This window comes from Phenylobacterium sp. NIBR 498073 (genome assembly GCF_027286305.1).
Taxonomy (GTDB): Bacteria; Pseudomonadota; Alphaproteobacteria; order Caulobacterales; family Caulobacteraceae; genus Phenylobacterium.
On record NZ_CP114599.1, the window covers coordinates 2,822,401 to 2,841,501 of the forward strand.

Sequence of the window (19,101 nt, forward strand, 5' to 3'; positions counted from 1 at the left end):
GAGTCTCCGTGGTGTCTAGGGCGTGGTGTCTAGGGGCGTAGCGTCGCCCGCAGGCTTCAGGCCCAGCAGGATGGTGAGGGCTTCGGATGCGGCCAGACCGGCCTCGGTCCCGTCCAGATCCCAGTGCTGCTGCATGACCGCCCAGCCGTAGGCGCTGTTGATCAGCTGGGCGACGGCGGCCAGCCGCGTCAGCTGCGGCTCCTCGATCTGCGGAAACGCGTCCTTCACGCAGGCGCGCATGGCCGCCTGCCGTTCGGCGTTCGAGCCCTGGCGGATCTCGCGCCCGGCCGAGGAAAACGTCGAGGCGCGCACCAGCGCCGCTTCCTGGTCGAAGGCCGGGAACAGGCGCATCGGGCTCTCGACCAGGGCCTGGGCGGTCTGCGGAAACCCCGGCGATCCGACCTGCCTCTGCATCCTCGGCCACACCGCCGCGATCAGCGCGTCCCGCGTGGCGAAATGACGAAACACGGTGCGCTCGGTCACCCCGGCGCGCTCGGCGACCCGCGCCACGGTCAGCGCCTCCAGGTCGCCGACCGACAGCTCGGCGATCGCCGCATCGAGGATGCGGCCGCGCGTCTCGGCCTTGTAGCGCTCTCGCAGCGATGGCTTGGCGTCAATTTTCATGTCATGAGACTGACATCACGTCATTATGCTGTCAATAACCGCGTCATGCGAAGCCGGCGCCACGCGCCATGCGCCCGCTACGCCTGGGCCGGGCCCGGCGGCAGGCATCGAAATTTCGTTGGTGAAACGGCTGTCGCCGGACCGTGCAGGCCCCGCCCGCGCCGGGCGAGCGCCGGGCCTACGGCAGCAGCGGCCACCCCGGCGCCTCGACCACGCCGCGGTTGAAGAACAGGCCGGTCACCTGACCGCCGGCCCCGGTGATCGCGTCGCGCAGCTGCGCCGGGGCGCGCACGTCGGGCTGATCGGCCGCCACCACCAACACCGTCTGATCCATGAACGGGGCGAGCGCCAGGGCCGCGCGCGAACGGTCAGGCGCCGGCCCGTCGACGATGATCACCTCGGCGAAGCGGCGCAGCGCGTTCCAGTAGTCGGCGGTCGGGACCAGCCGCACGCTCTGGCGGCCGACCAGCCGCTCGCGCCGGAAACGGGTCACCCACCAGCGGGCCGAGCCGACGCGATAGGCGGCGAGATACCGGCCGTCCGGCCAGACCGCCCCGTCCGCGGTCTGGGCCGGCGGCTCGACAGTGAAAAAGGCCGAGCCGTCCGGGCTGGCCTGCATTGGACCGACCAGTTCGCCGTAGCGGCCGGCCTCGGCCGACAACGCCGCATGCTGAGCGGCGGTCACCAGGTCCAGGTCGACCAGCCACACCGATCGCCCGGCCTTGCGCGCGGCGTGGTGGGCCAGCTCGCGCGCCACGGTCGAGGCCCCCTCCCCGGTCCGCGCCGCAGTGATCTGGATGATGCGCGAGCGTCCGGCCGCGGGCGATCCCAGCGACGCCCACAGATCGGCCATCTCGGAACTCAGATCGACCATGCTCGAATCGCGCCGCCCATTGGGGGGAGGCTAGAGCATTTCCCCTCGATCTGGCGGGGTCGGAGTTGTCTCAGGCGCGAACCGCCCTCACCGTCCCTTAAAGGACGCGGCCCCCAGCACCGGCAGGCCCAGGGTGCGTGCCGCGGTCTGCGGCGTCGGCAGGCCGGGGCGCAGCACCATCGCCAGCAGCCCCGCAAACAGGGCCGAGACGGCCGCGACCAGGAACGCCGTCACGATCACCGGCCCGCGCAGGCTCTTGCCCTGCGTCGGCGGCGCGGCCCGCTGGACGATGCGGATGTTCTCGCTCGCCCGGGCGGCGATCTCGCGGTCCGCACGGCGCTGCTCCTCCTTGACCGCGAAGTCGCGCAGGCCGGCCTGCAGCACGGCGCGGTTCAACGACAGCTCCTGGAAGCGCGGCTCCAGCGCCGCCAACGCCAGCCGCCGCTCGGTCAGGCGCCCGGCCTGCGCCTTGAGCTCGGCCTGCGCGCGGCGCAAGGCGCCGATCTCCGATGTCAGCTGGATCTTCTCGGTCTGCAGGGCCTGGTGCACCGGATTGATCCCGAGCCACCTGCCCCCCTCGCCCTGGGCCCGAGCGCCGGGCGCGCCGGGGGCGTCGCGATAGATCACCACCTCGCGCGGCGCCTGGTCGAGCTGCGCGCTCAGGCTCGCCAGCCGCCCGAGCCGGGCCTGCAACTGGGCGTCGGTCTGCAACCTCTGCTGCTCGACCCCCGCCTGCAGCTGCGACACCGAAGCCTCTTCGGCCGCGAAGTCGCCAATTCGGTTGTCGGTCAGGAAGGCCTCATAGGCCGCCTCGGCGTCCGCCAGCCGCGCCTCGAACACCTGGCGCTGCTGCTCCAGCGCAGGCGAGCCGGGGTCGATCAGCACCGCGCGGCGGAAGATCAGATATTCCTCAAGCAGGGTGTTGAGGATCAGGGCGGCGGCCTTCGGGTCCTGGTGGCTGAACCTGACCCGCACGATCGGGGTGTTCGGCGCGGTCTCGATCGCCAGGCCCTGCTCGATGGCCCGGACCGCCCTGCCCATGACGGCGGTCTTCTCGGCCGGCGTCGCCGCCTTGGCGTACGCCCTGGCCAAATCCGGATAGGTCTGCGCCAGGCCCAGCCGCTCGATCACCCGCAGCTTCAGCGGCGCGGCGCCCAGGATCTCCAATTCCGACTGGACCATCCGTCCGGAGTCGAGCGAAGTCCCACGCCCGGCGTCCCCGACCCGCGGCTCGTAGACGTACTCCTGGCCCAGCCGCACCAGCACGCTCGAATAGGCCTCGTAGCGGGTCTTCAAGGTCAGGGCGGCGGCCATCCCCAGGACCGACAGGGTCAGAAAGACCGCCAGCATCAGCCGGCGCTCGCGCCACAGCAGCGCCGGCAGATCGCTCAGCGCATAGCGGCGCCCCACCCAGGCTGAGCCTGACCCAAGGCCCTGCGCCGCTGCTGTCCAGCCGCCGTCCGTCACCTTCAGAGAATCCCGATCCCCGTACTCCAGCCGACCGTGAGTCGGCGCGATTAACACTCAGTTACCCATTCTCCCTAGCCTTTGCGCCATGCTTCGGACGCGCCGTTCAGCCCCTGCGCTCGCCGCCTGCGCCGGCCTCTACCGCTCCGAGCGCGCAACTAGCGGCCCTGGGCCCGCGACGGGTGGCGTGGCGATCTAGCGTTCGCTCCGGCCGGTGCGCCGGTCCCATGCGTCCATCATGGCGCGCGCGGCCTGCTCTTGGAGCATGGCGCGATCGTCTTCGCTGGCCGAGAGCACTGTCTCGGGGCTCACCGCAAAGCGCTCGCTGAAGGCCTGGACGAGGCGCGTCCGGCCGGGATAGCCGCAGCGGGCGGCGATTTCGCCAAGCGAAAGATCTCCCGCTGACGTCAGCAGGACCCAGGCCTGCTGCGACCGCCGGTCGTCGATGAAGCGGGTGACGCCGCCATATGCAGCGAAGGCGCGGTAGAGAGTGGCGCGGGAGACGTCGAGGCGTCCGGCGATCCAGGCCGGCGACAGGGCTGGATCGTCGAGGTGGTCGTCTACCAGCGCCTCGGCCATGGCCTTGAGCGCTCGTGGCGCGGTCCGCGTGCGTCTCACATCCGTCAGCGCCAGGCCGAGCATCTCTATCGCGGCGCGCAACACTACCGAGCCCTGCGCCTGCGTCATCCGCGGCGCGTCTTCGCAGAGGCAAGCCAGCGTGCTGACGATCGTTCTCGCCAACGGGTGATCGCCGCGAATCTCCGCGCCGTGGAGATCGAGGCGACGTAGGGGGTCGGGCAGCGCCCCGCGCGCAAGGACCATCATGATCGCCCCGTAGTCGGCTCCCAGCAGCGTGACCGCCTGCGCCAGGTCGATGATCAGGATGTCGCCGCCGCGCAGGCGCCGGCCGGACCGGGTCGGCTTCACGTCGAACTCGCCGTCCACGATCACATAGACGAACAATTGGTCCGCGCCGGTGGCGGCGATAAGAGCGGCCTCCCGCGTCATGGCTATCCGACCGCGCACCCTCGACCGCGCGACGACGGCTTCTGGCAGCACCAGCGCCTCGGCGGAGAAGTCGAAATCCGGCTGTGCGGCGGTCCGAGCAGGATCGATGGAAAAGGCGAAAGCGACCGACTGCGCCATGCGACGCGCCAGGTCCAGCCGCGTCTCCCCCGGCAAGATCGCGTGGCGCACGCGCGGGATCGGCTGGCTGAGCACGAGTTCGCCTCTGGACGCGTCCATGACTCTTTCCATTCAGGCCGAATGGCCCAGCCGCCAGGCTCGGCCAACTATTTTCCGCGAAATGAGATAGATCAGCGGAATTAGGTGATCAACTGAGACACCCAGGACTTCTCCACGTCCACAGCGCATGTTAGGCGTAAACCCGATCCATGATGATCAGATATCTAAAATCATCATACAACAAATACGTCGAACTTAGTCTGAACATGACGGCAAACTTACACGAGACACTCCTCACTATGCTTATATATCACAGAACTCTACAACAATAACGGAGCTTTGGCACATTGCTTCTTAGCCTCAAAACCAGGATTGCGAGTTTTTCGATCGCCGCGGCTCTTGCGTTTGCGACGTCGAGCATCGCCGCAACGGAACTGGACGGCGTGACAATGCGTGACATCCAGATCCTCGGGTCGACTTACGATGTCGTGTTTCACGACGGGCCCTTCGATACGGTCTTCCCGACGGGTAAGCTGACATTTGCGACGCAGAGCGAGGCCAGCGAGGCCGTCATGGCGATCATATCGGCGACCGCCTATCGGGCCATCTACCCGATGGACTCGAACTTTACCGGTTTCGTGGTGCCGTTCGCCCTCGACGAAACCATGATCTCTGGAGAATTCGGAGGCGGCTTCAGCTTCCCGGCCAGCGGCCGCTGGCGTCGGTCCGTCGATTACGGCCAGCAATACACCTGGGCGCAGTTCAGCCTGTCCGCCGTCCCCGAGCCCGCGACCTGGGCGATGATGATCATCGGATTTGGCGTGGTCGGCTCGACGGTTCGCGCCTCGCGTCGCCGAACAGCTCTCAGCGCCGCCTAGTCAGCCGAGTTCATCGGCGACGAGTGGCCCAGCCGCACCAGCACGCTCGAATAGGCCTCGTAACGGGTCTTCAAGCTCAGGGCGGCGGCCAGGCCCAGGACGAGCAGGATGGGGAAGATCACTAGAAACAGCCGGCGTTCGCGCCACAGCAGGTAAAAGCAGGGCGTCGGCGTTAGGGCGGCGAAGTCGCGGAGGACGCCGCGGCCGGTACGCGGAAGTCCACGCTCAGGATTTGAGCTGCGCCAGATAGAGGTGCGTCTCGTTGCGCAGCGAGAGCGCGCCCAGCGGAGCCAGCACCGTCTCGACCTCGGCCAACAGCCGGTCGCGTCGGCCCCGGGAGATCACATTGTAGTCCGATCGGGTCCGCAGCTGCCGCACGAAGCCGGCGGCGGACACGGGCTCGGACCAGGCGTAGGCCTTGCAGGTCACCGGTCCGAACAGGCCGGAGGCGTCGATGAGCGAGCGGACCGGACCTTCCGGCAGGTACCAGGCCTGCGGCGGCGGCCGCCAGAGCTCCGGCGCGATCGCGGCGTAGATCGGCTCCAGCAGCTGCAAGATCTCAGGCGGCGGAGACAGCGGAACGTGCCCGAAGATGGCGAGCCATCCGCCCGGCTGCAGGGCCGCCGCGGCCTTGGGAAAGCTGATGCTCGGGTCGATCCAATGCCAGGCCTGCGCAGAGGCCACGAGCCGAAAGCTCGCCGGCTGGGGAGCGAACGTCTCGAACCGGCCGACGTGAAACTCGACGCTGGTCAGGCGCGCCTTCGCCAGCGCGATCAGCTCAGCGCCCGGATCGACGGCGACAACCGTCCACCCGCAGCCGAGCAGGCCGGCGGTCGCCTGGCCGCTGCCGCAACCGACCTCCAGCACCGGCTGGCCGGGTCCCCCGGCCACAACCGCAAGGTCGTCGAACAACTCGATTGGATAGAGAGGACGAACCGCGTCGTACTCGGCCGCGACCTCGTCGAAGGTGTCCCTCTGATCGCTCACGACCGCGCCAGGCGTCAGCCGTGGGCCAGCCACTCGCGGGCCTGGCGTTGGGCCTCGGCGACGTCTTCCGACTCCATCTCCTGGCTCAGTTCCTTGCGGTAGACCTTGGCCTCGACCGAGCCGCGCATGGCCGCCAGGTTGAACAGCATGTGCGCCGAGACGTAGTCCAGCGGCGCCCCGCCCTGGCCGGTCGAATAGAGCAGGCCCATTTTGAACAGCTCGTCCCCCGTCGACTCGGCGGTCGGCAGCGGCATTTGGTTTTCCACGCTCGCAAGCATGACTTCGTTTCCCTAGCCCCGTCGGTCCGCCCCCGTTCTGGGTTCCGATCCCGACGATCCTGAGGCTAGGTAAGTCGATGCGCACTGAAGATAGGGTTAACTCGAAAAACGCCGTGTTATTTGAGCGAACTTTCTGACTATTCGCGTTTTTTACTGACCGGAAAGCTCCGTATCCAGAGTCTTAAGGCCACGCTGCGCGCGCCCGCCACGGCCAGCGGCGGGTTTCTGGAGGGCCAGACGCAAAACCTGCCGATCCGCCTCCAAATGCGAGCCTATCGGCGCCGATTGTGAAGCTGAAAGGCCCGTTCAGCGACGGTTCAGCCGCCTACCGTCAGGTTTGCCGATATCGAGTACGAAAGATTGGAGCCAGGAGGCCCGCCATGAAACGCCTGATCTTGAGCCTTGCTGCGGTCGCCGCGGTCGCCGGCCCGATGGCGTTCGTCGCCACCTCGGCCCAGGCCGACGACGACCATCGCGGCCGTGGCCGCGACCGCCACGAGCAGCGTTGGGACCGTCACGACGACCGTCGCGACTGGGATCGCCGCGGGGGCTACGACCGCCGCGATTGGGATCGCCACGACAACCGCCGCGGCGAGCGCTGGGGCCGTCACGACAACGGCCTCCACAAGGGTTGGGACCGCGGCCGCCACAACGGCTATTACTATAACAACCGCTGGTACTACGGCCCGCCGCCGCAAGCCTATTACGGCAATCCGTACTACCGCCCGGGCTACGCCGCCTGGCGCCGCGGGGCGCATCTGCCGCCCTACTACCGGGGCTACGTGGTCAACGATTACCACCATTACCACCTGCGCCAGCCGCCGCGCGGCTACGCCTGGTACCGGGTCGGAGACGACTATCTTCTGGCGGCGATCGCCACCGGCATCATCTTCGACATCATCAACAACTAACTGATCTGAAAAGAAAAACGCCCCGGATCACTCCGGGGCGTTTTGCTATTCGATGCCCAGCTTTGCCTTGAGCAGGCCGTTGACGGCGCCGGGATTGGCCTTGCCGCCGGTGGCCTTCATGACCTGGCCGACGAACCATCCGATCGCCTGCGGCTTTTCCTTCACCGAGGCCGCCTGCCCCGGATTGGCGGCGATCAGCTCCTCGATGATCTTCTCGAGCGCGCCGGTGTCGGAGACCTGCTGCAGGCCTTGCTTCTCGACGATCTCGCGCGGGCGGCCCTCGCCGGCCCACATGCGCTCGAAGACGTCCTTGGCGATCTTCGAGGAGATCACGTCCTCTTCGATCAACGCCACCAGTTCGGCGATCGCGTCCGGCTTCAGCGGGCTGTCCTCGATGGCCAGGCCGCCGGCTGTCAGCTTGGCGGCCAGTTCGTTGGTCACCCAGTTGGCGGTCAGCTTGGCGTCGCGGCCCTTGGCGGCTTCCTCGAAATAGTCGGCGCGCGCCTGCTCGGTGATGAGCACGCCGGCGTCATAGGCCGACAGGCCGTACTGCGACTGCAGGCGCGCCTTCTTGGCGTCCGGCAGCTCGGGCAGCGAGGCCTCGATGGCCTTGACCCAGGCCGGGTCCAGTTCCAGCGGCAGCAGGTCCGGATCGGGGAAGTAGCGGTAATCGTGCGCCTCTTCCTTCGAGCGCATCGAACGGGTCTCGCCCTTGTTCGGGTCGAACAGGCGGGTCTCCTGGTCGATCTTGCCGCCGTCCTCGAGGATTTCGATCTGACGGCGGGCCTCGTACTCGATCGCCTGCTGGATGAAGCGGTACGAGTTGACGTTCTTGATCTCGCAGCGCGTGCCCAGGTGGCTGAAGTCGCCGGTTTCGCGGAACTTCTCGTAGGAGCCGACACGGCAGACCGAGACGTTCACGTCGGCCCGCAGGTTGCCCTTCTCCATGTCGCCGTCGCAGGTGCCCAGGTAGACGAGGATCGTGCGCAGCTTTTTCACATAGGCCGCGGCCTCGGCCGACGAGCGCATGTGGGGCCGCGAAACGATCTCCATCAGCGCGGTGCCGGCGCGGTTCAGGTCGACATAGGTCGCGTTCGGATCCTGATCGTGCAGGCTCTTGCCGGCGTCCTGCTCCAGGTGCAGGCGCTCGATCCCGACCTTGAAGGTCGTGCCGTCGTCATGCTCGACGATGACCTCGCCCTCGCCGACGATCGGGTCCTTGAACTGGCTGATCTGATAGCCCTGCGGCAGGTCCGGATAGAAGTAGTTCTTCCGGTCGAAATGGCTCTTCAGGTTGATCTGCGCCTTGAGCCCCAGGCCGGTCTTCACCGCCTGCTCGACGCAGTGCTTGTTGATCACCGGCAGCATGCCCGGCATGGCCGCGTCGACCAGCGAGACCTGCTGGTTGGGGCCGGCGCCGAATCCCACCGCCGCGCCGGAAAACAGCTTGGCGTTCGAGGCGACTTGGGCGTGAACCTCCAGGCCCAGAACCACTTCCCATTGGCCGGTGCGGCCGGCGATCAGCTTCGACGTATCAGTCATGGCCGCTTCCTAGCGCCCCTCGCGCGCGAGCGAAAGCGGGCCGCTCGAAATCCCTTGCGCAAAAGGCGGAACTGACGCTGAAATCCGCGCCGGATAACCTGGGGATGAGGAAACACCCGAAATGATGAAAACGTTTACTGCCGGCCTCGTCGGCCTGTCGCTCTCGCTCGGCGCCATGGCCGCCCCGGCCCTCGCCCAGGACGCCCACGCCGGCCACGCCGCGGCCCTTTCGGCCGCCGACACCCCGATCGAGTCGATCGCCGCGGTTCCGGAAGGCAAGGTCGCCCTGGACAAGAACCTCCCGGGCCTGACCACCCACGAGGCCTATGAGCAGTTCAAGGGCATGAGCCTGAAGCAGGTCCAGCCGATGAGCGGCGGCGCCATCACCGACGACCAGATCAAGGCGCTGCAAGCCGACCTCGACAAGCTCAAGAAGTAAGGCTCGCGCCGAACCGACAAGGCCCCCGCCTACTCGGGCGGGGGCCTTTTTCATGCCCGCAACCTGGGCCGCAAGGCGCGCGTTCTAACAGGTAAGGCCGGTCCCGACGCGAGTGGCCGCCGGGGCGTCCGCGCCTCGAACCAGAAAGGCGTGTCCGATGCGACAGGCCAGCGCGATTCCCACCACCCTGTTCTTCCTCATCGCCGCCGCCGGCCTCGGCCTGGCCTACGCGGCCTACAACTCCATCGGGCCTGCGACCGGCGTCGCGGTCAGCGCGCTGTCGCTGATCCTGGCCGCACTGGTCGGGGCCGCCACCAGGATCGCCAGCCAATGGGAGCGGGCCGTGGTGCTGCGGCTCGGGCGTTTCCAGGCCCTGCGCGGGCCTGGGCTGTTCTTCATCGTCCCGATCGTCGACACCGTCGCCTACTGCCTCGACATCCGGGTCATCACCTCGTCGTTCAAGGCCGAGAAGACCCTGACCAAGGACACGGTCCCCGTCGACGTCGACGCCGTGCTGTTCTGGAAGGTGGTGGATCCGCAGCGAGCGGCCCTTGAGGTCGAAGACTACGGCGCCGCCATCGCCTGGGCCTCCCAGACCGCCCTGCGCGACGTCATCGGCAAGACCATGCTGGCCGACATGCTGGAAGGCCGCGAGAAGATCAGCCGCGAGCTTGGCCGGATCATCGACGACCGCAGCCAACCCTGGGGCGTCAAGGTCATTTCGGTCGAGTTGAAGGACGTGCTGATTCCCACGGGCCTTGAGGACGCCATGTCCATGCAGGCCCAGGCCGAGCGCGAACGCCAGGCGCGGATCATCCTCGGCGACTCCAAACGCCAGGTCGCCGAGAAGTTCCAGGAAGCGGCGAAGACCTATGCCGACGACCCGACCGCCTTCCACCTGCGGGCGATGAACATGCTCTACGAGGGCCTGAAGCAGAACTCGACCATCGTCGTCGTCCCCTCGACCGCCGTCGAGACGATGAACCTGGGCGGCGTGATCGGAACTACGGCGCTAGGCCTGGAACTGGAGCGCCGGCGCGAGCGCAAGGCGCGCGAGCACAAGCCTGCTGCGGTCAGGCCGGCGGCCTGACCGTCGCTAGGAGTCAGGCGCCTACCACCACTTGGCGGGCTTGGCCTTGAAGTCGGCGGCCTTCTCGATCGCGCCGCCGAGCGAGAACAGCGTGCCCTCGTCCAGCGCCTTGCCGATCAGCTGCAGGCCAAGCGGCAGGCCGTTGGCGTCGACGCCGGCCGGGATGCTCATGCCCGGCAGGCCGGCCAGGTTCACCGTCACGGTGAAGATGTCGTTGAGGTACATCGCCACCGGATCGTCGGCGTTCTCGCCCAGCCCGAACGCCGCGGACGGCGCGGTCGGGGTCAGCAGAGCGTCAACTTTCTGGAAGGCCTGGTCGAAGTCGTCGGCGATCCGCCGACGGACCTTCAACGCCTTGACGTAGTAGGCGTCGTAGTAGCCGGCCGACAGCACATAGGTGCCGATCAGGATCCGCCGCTTGACCTCCGCGCCGAAGCCGGCGGCGCGGGTGTTCTCATAGGTCTCGGTCAGGTTGCCGCCGGTCTCGCGCAGGCCGTAGCGCATGCCGTCATAGCGCGCGAGGTTCGACGAGGCCTCGGCCGGGGCGACGATGTAGTAGGCCGGCAGGGCGTACTTGGTGTGCGGCAGGGAGACCTCGACGATCTCGCAGCCGGCCTCCTTGAGCCAGGCGATGCCTTGCTCCCAGAGCTTCTCGATTTCGGGCGGCATGCCGTCGACGCGGTATTCCTTCGGAATGCCGACGCGCAGCCCCTTCACCGACTTGCCGACGAAGCTCGGATAGTCCGGGGTCTCGATATCCAGGCTGGTGGAGTCCTTCGGGTCGTGCCCCGACATCGACTTCAGCAGGATCGCCGCGTCCTCGACGGTCTTGGCGATCGGGCCGGCCTGGTCGAGCGACGAGGCGAAGGCCACCACGCCCCAGCGCGAGCAGCGGCCGTAGGTCGGCTTGATCCCGACGGTGCCGGTGAAGGCGGCCGGCTGGCGGATCGAGCCGCCGGTGTCGGTCGCCGTCGCGCCCAGGCAGAGATCGGCGGCCACCGCAGCGGCCGAACCACCGGACGAGCCGCCCGGGGTCAGTTTGGCGTTGGATCCTTCCGAGCGCCACGGGTTCACCACCGGGCCGAAGGCCGAGGTCTCGTTCGACGAGCCCATGGCGAATTCGTCGAGGTTCAGCTTGCCCAGCATCACCGCGCCGTCGCGCCACAGGTTGGCGGTGACGGTCGACTCATAGGTCGGGACGAAGTTGCCGAGGATGTTCGAGCAGGCGGTCGAGCGAACGCCCTCGGTGCAGAACAGGTCCTTGATGCCCAGCGGCGCGCCGTCCAGGGCGCCGGCCTCGCCCTTCGCCCGGCGGGCGTCGGAGGCCTTGGCCATCTCGATGGCCTTTTCCGGGGTTTCGAGGATGTAGGCGTTCAGCGGCTTGGCGGCGGCCACGGCGTCGACGTGCGCCTTGGTCAGCTCTTCCGACGAGAACGACTTGTCGGCCAGGCCGTCGAGGGCGGCCTTCAGGGTCAGGGAGGTGAGCGCGCTCATTATTCCACCACCTTCGGCACGACGAAGAAGCCATCCACGGTCTTGGGCGCATTCGACAGCACCTTGGCCGGATCGCCGCCGTCGGTGACCACGTCCTCGCGCATCGGCAGCGTCACGGCCACGGCCGAGGTCATGGGCTCGACCCCGTCGGTGTCGACTTCGCCCAGTTGCTCGATCCAGGTCATGATCCCGGTCAGCTCCTTGGCGAGCGCTTCCAGCTTGTCCTCGGGCTCGGCGATCCGCGCGAGCCTCGCGACCTTACGAACGGTCGCGGCGTCGATGGCCATGGGGCCCTCCTAATGGTTCGAGGCAGGGGTTAGCCGCGTGGGCCTCCCTTTGACAAGCGATGACCGCTAAGAAGCCGCATGGCTGTCGTCGATCTGACCGAACTCCCCGCGCTTTTGCCGCGCTATTCCGCCCTGATAGGACTGGATCTGGGCGAAAAGACCATCGGCGTGGCCGTCTCCGACGTCACCCGCATGGTCGGCTCTCCGCTGGAGCTGATCCGCAAGACCAAGTTCACGGCCGAGGCCAACCGCCTGTTCGCCCTGATCGACGAACGCGAAGTCGGGGCCATCGTCATCGGCCTGCCGGTCAATATGGACGGGACCGAGGGAACGCGCTGCCAGTCCAACCGGGCCTTCGCCCGCAATCTGCTGCGATTGCGCGACATTCCCATCGCCTTCTGGGACGAGCGGATGTCGACGATGGCGGTCAACCGCGTGCTGGTCGAGGAAGCCGACGTCACCCGCGCCCGCCGCGCCGAGCTGGTCGACAAGATGGCGGCCGCCTGGATTCTGCAGGGCGCGCTCGATCGGCTCAGCGCCCTGGCAGACTAGCCGAGGACCGATATCCGGATCTGGCGCAGCGTCTCGCCCAGGCCTTCCTGCGGTTGGTCGAGATCGTAAGTCCTGACGGTGCGCACGCCAAGTTCGGGCGGCCGGCGCCAGGCGACCTCCACCTCGCGCCCCATGCCGGTCACCAGGTCCAGAATGCAGAAGCTGTCGGGCGCCGCCTCGTCGCCCGGCAGGTTGATCCGCAGTCCGCCCTCGGAGCGGTCGAGGATCACGCAAGGGCGTTTGCGGCCGCCCTCCTCAATCAGCAAGGCTGGTAGCAGGACCGGTTCGCGCGGCGTAGCCCGGCGCTCGATTCCGCCATTGGCCCGCGACCAGCGTTCGGTGGGCGTCGCATCAGGTGGTGTCATGCAGGAACTCCAGCCCAGACCCTAGCCTGAGTCAGCCGGTGATCCACAGTGGGGCGTCGGCCCCAGTCGACTGCCCCTTGGCGCCCGCCGCCGCCGCCTCTAAGAGGGCGCTTTAATGAGCGCAGCACCGACCGGCCTGAACGAAGTCCTTGGCAGGACATTCCCTTTTCCCAAGCGCCACTTCCTGTCGGTGGTCGATCTCAACCCCGTGGAAGTCACCGGGTTGCTTGATCTGGCCGACAGCTTCGTTTCGCTGAACCGCCAGACCTCGAAGAAGCTCGACCTGCTCAAGGGCAGGACGCTGATGAACCTGTTCTTCGAGAACTCGACCCGGACCCAGAGTTCGTTCGAGCTGGCCGGCAAGCGGCTGGGCGCGGACGTGGTCAATATGAGCCCGCGGTCCTCGTCGATCTCCAAGGGCGAGACGCTGATCGACACTGCGGTGACGCTGAACGCCATGCATCCCGACCTGCTGGTGGTGCGCCATTCGTCGTCGGGAGCGGCCTCGCTGCTGTCGCAGAAAGTCACCTGCTCGGTGATCAACGCCGGCGACGGCCAACACGAGCACCCGACCCAGGCGCTGCTGGACATGCTGTCGATGCGCCGGGCGTTCGGCCGCGTCGCCGGCCTGCGCATCGCCATCTGCGGCGACGTGCTGCACAGCCGCGTGGCGCGTTCCAATGTCGGCCTGCTGCAGATGATGGGCGCCGAGGTGCGGCTGGTCGGCCCGCCGACCCTGATGCCGACCGACGTCGACCGCTGGAACGTTCAAGTCTTCCACGACATGCGCAAGGGCATCGCCGGCTGCGACGTGGTTATGATGCTGCGGCTGCAGCTGGAACGGATGGACGGGGTGCTGGCCCCTTCGCAGCGCGAGTATTTCCGCTTCTTCGGCCTCGACCGCGAGAAGCTGGCCTTCGCCTCCGACCATGTGCGGGTCATGCATCCGGGACCGATGAACCGCGGTGTCGAGATCGACTCCGACGTGGCCGACGACCTCAATGTCTCGCTGATCCAGGACCAGGTGGAGATGGGCGTGGCCGCGCGCATGGCGGTGCTCGCCGCGCTGGCTGCACGGCTGGACAACGACTGATGAGCGCCCTGAACTCGGTCTGCATCTTCTGCGGGGCCAGTCCCGGCGGAGACGTCGCCTATCGCGCAGCTGCCGAGGCCATGGGCCGGGCTATCGTCGGACGCGGGCTGCGGCTGGTCTATGGCGGCGCCAAGGTCGGGCTGATGGGTGCGGTGGCCGATGCCGCGCTGTCCGCCGGCGGCGAGGTGATCGGCGTCCTGCCGCACGCCCTGACCGACAAGGAGATCGCGCACATCGGCCTGACCCGGCTGGAGGTCGTGGCCTCGATGCACGAGCGCAAGGCGCGGATGGCCGAGTTGTCCGACGCCTTCGTCGCCCTGCCGGGCGGCGCGGGCACCCTGGAGGAGATCTTCGAGATCTGGACCTGGGGCCAGCTCGGCTTCCACGCCAAGCCGGCGGGTTTCCTCAACGTGCGCGGCTACTATGACGGCCTGCGCGGTTTCGTGGACCATGCGGTGGGCGAGGCGTTCCTGCGCGCGCCCCACCGCGACATGCTGATTTTCCGGGAGGATTGCGACGAGATGCTGGACGCGCTCGCCGCCTACAAGCCGCCCGTCGTCGAGAAATGGATCGGACGCCCCGAACTATGACCCAACGCCCGACCGCCTTCGTCAACGCCCGCCTCGTCGATCCCGCCAGCGGCTGGGACGGCCCCGGCGCCCTGCTGGTCCAGGACGGCAAGATCGCCGACGTCGCGCAGGGGCGCGACCTGGGCGCGCTGTCGGCCGACATCGAGGTGATCGACGCGGCCGGCGCCTTGCTGGCCCCGGGCTTGGTCGACCTGCGGGTCAAGACCGGCGAGCCGGGCGCCGAGACCAAGGAAACCCTGAAGTCCGCGGGCCTGGCCGCCGCCGCCGGCGGCGTCACCTCGATCGTCCTGCAGCCGGACACCAACCCGGTGGTGGACGAGGCCTCGGTGGTCGACTTCATCCTGCGCCGCACCCGCGACATCGAACTGGTCCACGTCTATCCGGCCGGCGCCGCCACCAAGGGCGCCAAGGGCGAGCGGATGGCCGAGATCGGCCTGATGCGCGAGGCCGGCTGCGTCTACGTCACCGACGCCGACCGCCCGATCGTCAATTCCAAGGTGCTCCAGCGCGTCCTGGCCTACGCCAAGAGCTTCAACACCCTGGTCGCCCACCGTCCGGCCGATCCCTGGCTGTCGGCGGGCGCTGCGGCCACCGCCGGCGAGTTCGCCGGGCGCATGGGCCTGCCCAGCGTGCCGGCCATCGCCGAGAAGATCATGCTGGAGCGCGACCTGGCCCTGGTCGAGCTGACCCGCGCGCCGTTCCTGGTCGACCAGGTCACCACCGCCGCGGCGCTGGAGAGCCTGGCGCGCGGCAAGGCCAAGGGCCTGCCGGTGACGGCGACGACCTCGATCAACCACCTGTCGTTCAACGAGGTGGACATCGGCGACTACCGGACCTTCCTGAAGTTCGATCCGCCCGTGCGCAGCGAGGACGACCGTCAGGCGACCATCGAGGCGCTGGCCAGCGGCCTGATCGACATCGTCGTCTCGGCCCACGCCCCCGCACCGGCCGAGGACAAGCGCCTGCCGTTCGACGAAGCCGCGCCCGGCGCAGTGGGCCTGCAGACCCTGCTGCCCGCCCTGCTCTCCTTCCAGGATCGCATCCCGCTGATCGACCTGATGCGGACCGTCACCAGCCGTCCGGCCGACCTGCTCGGCCTGCCGGCCGGCAAGCTCGCCAAGGGCGCGCCGGCCGACCTGGTGCTCTGCGACCTCAACGCGCCGATCGTCGTCGACCTCGACAAGCTGAAGTCGAAGTCCCGCAACTCGCCCTTCGACGGACGCCGGCTGTTCGGCGAGGTGCTGATGACGCTGGTCGACGGGCGGGTCGTGTATCGCGCCTAAAATGGTTCTCTTTTTGTTCTTTAAAATTCGCGCATCGTGAGAGAGTGCGTGGGGGCGATTGACGCCCCTCCCACATTCAAAAAGCGAGCACCGAATGGGCAAAGTTCCCTTTAGCGCGGCCGATCCTGACGGCCCTGCTTACGACGCCATGATCGCCGACGAAAAGCGACGACGCGCCGAACGCGAGGCCAAGCGAAACGAGAAGATCAGTGAGACCGCCTCCACAGGCAGTACGATGACGAGCATCGCAGACGCGGTGATGAACAGCGCCGACGATGCGGCAAGGCGCGCCGGCAAGCCGATCGCCAAGACCGCGTTGAAATCCGCCAGCCGAGTGGTTCCCTTGACGGGCTCCGTGCTGGACGGCGTCGACGCTTGGGCGGGCTATCAAGCTGATCGGGAGCGCGGTTTCACCCGGAGACAGGCGATAGATCGAAATGTACGCCGCATGGCTCCAGGACTGGCGGGAACGGCATATGGCGGACTGATTGGCGGCCCGGCCGGCGCCGCCCTTGGCGGCATCGCCGTCCCCTTGCTCAAAGACAAGGTCGGCCCGCACATCGCAGAGCAGATGCGGTTCAACTTTGAGACCTTGAATGATCCCCGCCGCTGGCCGACACGGCGTCTACCTTTCTAGAAGGTGAGCACCCGCGCCGGTCGGGCTCGCTCCTCGCCGTTCAGCATGAACACAACGGCGGCGATGTTCCCCCATTGTTCTTGACGTTCAGCGCGATACCCTCTATGCGCGAACAGGGGGACTAGGCGACCATGCACAGCGAACCGGCCGGCGCGGCGAAGGTCATCGCCCGCGCGAATCCAATCATGCTCGGAACCGGATGGTTGGCCTGCGGCGTGGGCCTGCTGATCCATATCCGAGTGTTCGAGGCACAGGGCTGGCTCAACCCCGAGGCGTTCGTCGGATTGCAGGAGACACGGCAGGCCTGGTTTTACGATATCGCATTCTTCGGCCACGCCGTCGCCGCGGGCCTGGCGCTGGTTCTAGTCGTGACGACGTTCAAGCTCGCTCTGCTGGCAGTACGAGGCTTCAACGACGTGATGATCAAGGACGGGCGGCTATTTTACGCAAGCCGTCCCTGGATGGGAAAAACCGCGACGTCGGATATTTTCGCCCGGATCGTTCGTTCCTATCAGGAAGGGCTCATCTTCCAGCACGATAGCATCGAGATCGTACACACGACTCGGCGGCGATCCGGCCGAAAACTGCGCAGTGTACGCCTCTCACCGCTCACGCATTTTGAAACTGCGGAGCAAGTGGCGGCCAACCTTGAAGCTTGCGGGATCGAGATCCGGCGGCGCCCTTCGGCGCAAGCAGAGCCGATATGGGATCGCAGTACCGACGGCTAACACCGCTTGGCGAGCGCCACACCCGCAGCTACCACTGGACGAACTAGGGGGAACGTCGATGCTTGACCAACTCAGCCCTGTGCTGATCGCAGCCGCCGTCGTGGGCGGATATCTGCTGGGCTCGATCCCGTTCGGGGTCATCGCCACGCGGCTCGGCGGCGCCGGCGATGTCCGCAACATCGGCTCGGGCAATATCGGCGCGACCAACGTGCTGCGCACCGGCCGCAAGGACCTGGCGGCGATCACCCTGCTAGGCGACGGCGGCAAGGGCGCGGTGGCGGTGTTCATCGCCTGGCTGCTGACCCGTAACGCCGGGGGCCAGGCGCAAGCGACGCTGACCGCGCTGGCCGGCGGCTCGGCGTTCCTCGGCCACCTCTTCCCGGTCTGGCTGAAGTTCAAGGGCGGCAAGGGCGTGGCGACGTTCTTTGGAACATTGCTGGCGGCGGCCTGGCCGGTCGGCATCGCCGCCGGCGCGACCTGGATCGTCATGGCCTTCCTGTTCCGCATTTCGTCGCTGGCGGCGCTGACCGCCGCAGCCCTGGCGCCGATCTACGTCTTCCTGCTTGATCGCCCCTACCCGATCGCGGTGATGGCGCTGTTCATGGGCGTGCTGATCTACATCCGCCACAAGGACAACATCGGCCGGCTGCTGAAGGGCGTAGAACCGAAGATCGGCAAGAAAAAAGACGCCGCGTGACGCTCACCCCCGCAGCCCGTCGCGACTGGCTGCGGCTGGCGCGCACCGAGAACGTCGGCCCGGTCGCCTTCGCCCAGCTGATCGCCCGCTATGGCGAGGCCTCGCTGGCGCTTGCCGCCCTGCCCGACCTGGCCCGCCGCGGCGGCCGGGTGTCGCCGCTCGGCGTGCCGCCAGTCGAGGACGTCATGCGTGAGCTGGAGGCGGACCAGGCGCTGGGCGCCCGTCTGATCGCGTCCTGCGAAGCCGATTTCCCTGCCGCCTTGGCCGCGGTCGACCCGCCCCCGCCGTTGCTCTGGACCCGTGGCGACGCCGCCCTCCTGAATCGCTCCAGCATCGCCGTCGTCGGGGCGAGGGTCGCCTCGGCCGGCGGCCAGCGGTTCGCCCGCGGCCTGGCGGCCGAGCTCGGAGCCGCGGGCCACGTAGTCGTCTCTGGCATGGCGCGCGGCATCGACGGCGCGGCGCACGAAGGGGCGCTGTCGACCGGAACCGTCGCGGTGCTGGGCGGCGGCATCGACGACATCTATCCGCACGAGCATCACGTCCTTTATCAACGGATTATCGCCGAGGGCTGCGTGGTCTCCGAAAACGCGCCAGGACGCACGGCCACCGCCCGCGACTTCCCGCGGCGCAACCGCGTGATTTCCGGCCTCTCGCGGGCCGTCGTCGTCGTCGAGGCCGAACTGCGCTCGGGTTCGCTGATCACCGCCCGGCTGGCCGCCGAGCAGGGCCGCGAAGTTCTCGCGGTGCCGGGCTCGCCCCTCGACCCGCGGGCCCGGGGGACCAACGATCTGATCCGCCAGGGCGCGGCGCTCTGTGAGGGGGCCGAGGACGTGCTGCGCGCACTCGAAGGTATCGGCGGCCTGCGCGAGCCCGATCGGCCATATGCGCCGCCGCCGGTCGCCGACGCCGAGGTCGACGCGGTGCGTGAACGCATCGCCGCGCTGCTGTCGCCGACCCCGGTGTCGCGCGACGAAGTGGTCCGCGCCGCCGGCGCCCCGACGCCCGTGGTGCTGGCCGCCCTGACCGAACTGGCCCTGGCCGGCCGCGCCGAGCTGTTGCCGGGCGGGCTTGTCGCGAGCCTCGGATGAGGCCATTGACAG

At 67.9% G+C, this 19,101-nt stretch carries 23 protein-coding genes; 12 read left to right on the plus strand and 11 right to left on the minus strand.

What is annotated here, in order from left to right; genetic code table 11:
- Positions 1-15: 15 nt before the first annotated feature.
- From O4N75_RS14010 to O4N75_RS14025, 4 genes are all read right to left on the minus strand, one after another.
- Positions 16-624, minus strand: coding sequence for a TetR/AcrR family transcriptional regulator (locus tag O4N75_RS14010; protein WP_269626125.1), 609 nt, complete (start codon positions 622-624; stop codon positions 16-18).
- Positions 625-802: 178 nt separating this feature from the next.
- Positions 803-1,498 carry a sugar kinase gene (locus tag O4N75_RS14015; RefSeq protein WP_269626126.1) on the minus strand — a complete coding sequence of 232 codons (696 nt, stop codon included), beginning with the start codon at positions 1,496-1,498 and terminating at the stop codon, positions 803-805.
- A gap of 87 nt (positions 1,499-1,585) precedes the next feature.
- On the minus strand, positions 1,586-2,908 hold the full coding sequence (locus tag O4N75_RS14020; RefSeq protein ID WP_269626127.1) for a lipopolysaccharide biosynthesis protein: 1,323 nt from the start codon (positions 2,906-2,908) through the stop codon (positions 1,586-1,588).
- 252 nt (positions 2,909-3,160) lie between these two features.
- Positions 3,161-4,210, minus strand: a complete 1,050-nt coding sequence (locus O4N75_RS14025; RefSeq protein ID WP_269626128.1) for a helix-turn-helix domain-containing protein — start codon at positions 4,208-4,210, stop codon at positions 3,161-3,163.
- 287 nt (positions 4,211-4,497) lie between these two features.
- Between O4N75_RS14025 and O4N75_RS14030 the strand changes: the two genes are divergently transcribed.
- The gene (locus tag O4N75_RS14030; RefSeq protein WP_269626129.1) at positions 4,498-5,028 is read left to right on the plus strand and encodes a PEPxxWA-CTERM sorting domain-containing protein; all 531 of its coding nucleotides are present in this window, start codon (positions 4,498-4,500) and stop codon (positions 5,026-5,028) included.
- On the opposite strand, the gene O4N75_RS14035 is transcribed toward O4N75_RS14030, so the two are convergent.
- The 3 genes from O4N75_RS14035 to O4N75_RS14045 all read right to left on the minus strand — a co-directional run bounded on the left by O4N75_RS14035 (position 5,025) and on the right by O4N75_RS14045 (position 6,293).
- Positions 5,025-5,150: a hypothetical protein gene (locus tag O4N75_RS14035; protein WP_269626130.1), complete on the minus strand. Its 126-nt coding sequence runs from the start codon at positions 5,148-5,150 to the stop codon at positions 5,025-5,027. The genes O4N75_RS14030 and O4N75_RS14035 overlap by 4 nt on opposite strands.
- A gap of 103 nt (positions 5,151-5,253) precedes the next feature.
- Positions 5,254-6,015: a class I SAM-dependent methyltransferase gene (locus tag O4N75_RS14040; RefSeq protein ID WP_269626131.1), complete on the minus strand. Its 762-nt coding sequence runs from the start codon at positions 6,013-6,015 to the stop codon at positions 5,254-5,256.
- A gap of 14 nt (positions 6,016-6,029) precedes the next feature.
- Positions 6,030-6,293: a sel1 repeat family protein gene (locus O4N75_RS14045; protein WP_267231878.1), complete on the minus strand. Its 264-nt coding sequence runs from the start codon at positions 6,291-6,293 to the stop codon at positions 6,030-6,032.
- 380 nt (positions 6,294-6,673) lie between these two features.
- Here O4N75_RS14045 and O4N75_RS14050 point away from each other — a divergent pair, with 380 nt between their 5' ends.
- The gene (locus tag O4N75_RS14050) at positions 6,674-7,204 is read left to right on the plus strand and encodes an RcnB family protein (protein WP_269626132.1); all 531 of its coding nucleotides are present in this window, start codon (positions 6,674-6,676) and stop codon (positions 7,202-7,204) included.
- Between the two features lie 45 nt (positions 7,205-7,249).
- Here O4N75_RS14050 and gatB read toward each other — a convergent pair whose 3' ends face one another.
- Entirely contained in the window at positions 7,250-8,746 is a 1,497-nt protein-coding gene (gene gatB, locus O4N75_RS14055; RefSeq protein WP_269626133.1) for an Asp-tRNA(Asn)/Glu-tRNA(Gln) amidotransferase subunit GatB, read from the minus strand.
- Between the two features lie 124 nt (positions 8,747-8,870).
- On the opposite strand from gatB, the gene O4N75_RS14060 reads away from it, so the two are divergent.
- Both O4N75_RS14060 and O4N75_RS14065 read left to right on the plus strand, forming a co-directional pair.
- Positions 8,871-9,185, plus strand: a complete 315-nt coding sequence (locus O4N75_RS14060) for a hypothetical protein (protein WP_269626134.1) — start codon at positions 8,871-8,873, stop codon at positions 9,183-9,185.
- Positions 9,186-9,342: 157 nt separating this feature from the next.
- On the plus strand, positions 9,343-10,275 hold the full coding sequence (locus O4N75_RS14065; RefSeq protein WP_269626135.1) for a slipin family protein: 933 nt from the start codon (positions 9,343-9,345) through the stop codon (positions 10,273-10,275).
- A gap of 21 nt (positions 10,276-10,296) precedes the next feature.
- Here O4N75_RS14065 and gatA read toward each other — a convergent pair whose 3' ends face one another.
- On the minus strand, positions 10,297-11,769 hold the full coding sequence (gene gatA, locus O4N75_RS14070) for an Asp-tRNA(Asn)/Glu-tRNA(Gln) amidotransferase subunit GatA (protein WP_269626136.1): 1,473 nt from the start codon (positions 11,767-11,769) through the stop codon (positions 10,297-10,299).
- Positions 11,769-12,056, minus strand: a complete 288-nt coding sequence (gene gatC, locus O4N75_RS14075; protein ID WP_267231873.1) for an Asp-tRNA(Asn)/Glu-tRNA(Gln) amidotransferase subunit GatC — start codon at positions 12,054-12,056, stop codon at positions 11,769-11,771. Before gatC ends, gatA begins: the two co-directional genes overlap by 1 nt.
- 78 nt (positions 12,057-12,134) lie before the next feature.
- On the opposite strand from gatC, the gene ruvX reads away from it, so the two are divergent.
- A complete protein-coding gene (ruvX, locus tag O4N75_RS14080) occupies positions 12,135-12,608 on the plus strand; it encodes a Holliday junction resolvase RuvX (protein WP_269626137.1) in 474 nt (157 codons plus the stop codon).
- Here the strand turns inward: ruvX and O4N75_RS14085 are convergent.
- Entirely contained in the window at positions 12,605-12,973 is a 369-nt protein-coding gene (locus O4N75_RS14085; RefSeq protein ID WP_269626138.1) for a PilZ domain-containing protein, read from the minus strand. The genes ruvX and O4N75_RS14085 overlap by 4 nt on opposite strands.
- Before the next feature lie 115 nt (positions 12,974-13,088).
- Between O4N75_RS14085 and O4N75_RS14090 the strand changes: the two genes are divergently transcribed.
- From O4N75_RS14090 to dprA, 7 genes are all read left to right on the plus strand, one after another.
- Positions 13,089-14,066 carry an aspartate carbamoyltransferase catalytic subunit gene (locus O4N75_RS14090; protein WP_269626139.1) on the plus strand — a complete coding sequence of 326 codons (978 nt, stop codon included), beginning with the start codon at positions 13,089-13,091 and terminating at the stop codon, positions 14,064-14,066.
- Positions 14,066-14,656: a TIGR00730 family Rossman fold protein gene (locus tag O4N75_RS14095; RefSeq protein WP_269626140.1), complete on the plus strand. Its 591-nt coding sequence runs from the start codon at positions 14,066-14,068 to the stop codon at positions 14,654-14,656. Before O4N75_RS14090 ends, O4N75_RS14095 begins: the two co-directional genes overlap by 1 nt.
- On the plus strand, positions 14,653-15,939 hold the full coding sequence (gene pyrC, locus O4N75_RS14100) for a dihydroorotase (RefSeq protein ID WP_269626141.1): 1,287 nt from the start codon (positions 14,653-14,655) through the stop codon (positions 15,937-15,939). The genes O4N75_RS14095 and pyrC overlap by 4 nt, the downstream gene beginning before the upstream one ends.
- A 94-nt stretch (positions 15,940-16,033) precedes the next feature.
- The gene (locus O4N75_RS14105; protein WP_269626142.1) at positions 16,034-16,576 is read left to right on the plus strand and encodes a hypothetical protein; all 543 of its coding nucleotides are present in this window, start codon (positions 16,034-16,036) and stop codon (positions 16,574-16,576) included.
- Positions 16,577-16,707: 131 nt separating this feature from the next.
- Positions 16,708-17,304, plus strand: a complete 597-nt coding sequence (locus O4N75_RS14110) for a hypothetical protein (RefSeq protein ID WP_269626143.1) — start codon at positions 16,708-16,710, stop codon at positions 17,302-17,304.
- 58 nt (positions 17,305-17,362) lie between these two features.
- Positions 17,363-18,001: a glycerol-3-phosphate 1-O-acyltransferase PlsY gene (gene plsY, locus O4N75_RS14115; protein ID WP_269626144.1), complete on the plus strand. Its 639-nt coding sequence runs from the start codon at positions 17,363-17,365 to the stop codon at positions 17,999-18,001.
- Positions 17,998-19,089 (plus strand): DNA-processing protein DprA, encoded by a 1,092-nt coding sequence (gene dprA, locus O4N75_RS14120; protein WP_269626145.1) that lies wholly within the window; start codon positions 17,998-18,000, stop codon positions 19,087-19,089. Before plsY ends, dprA begins: the two co-directional genes overlap by 4 nt.
- Positions 19,090-19,101: the final 12 nt, after the last annotated feature.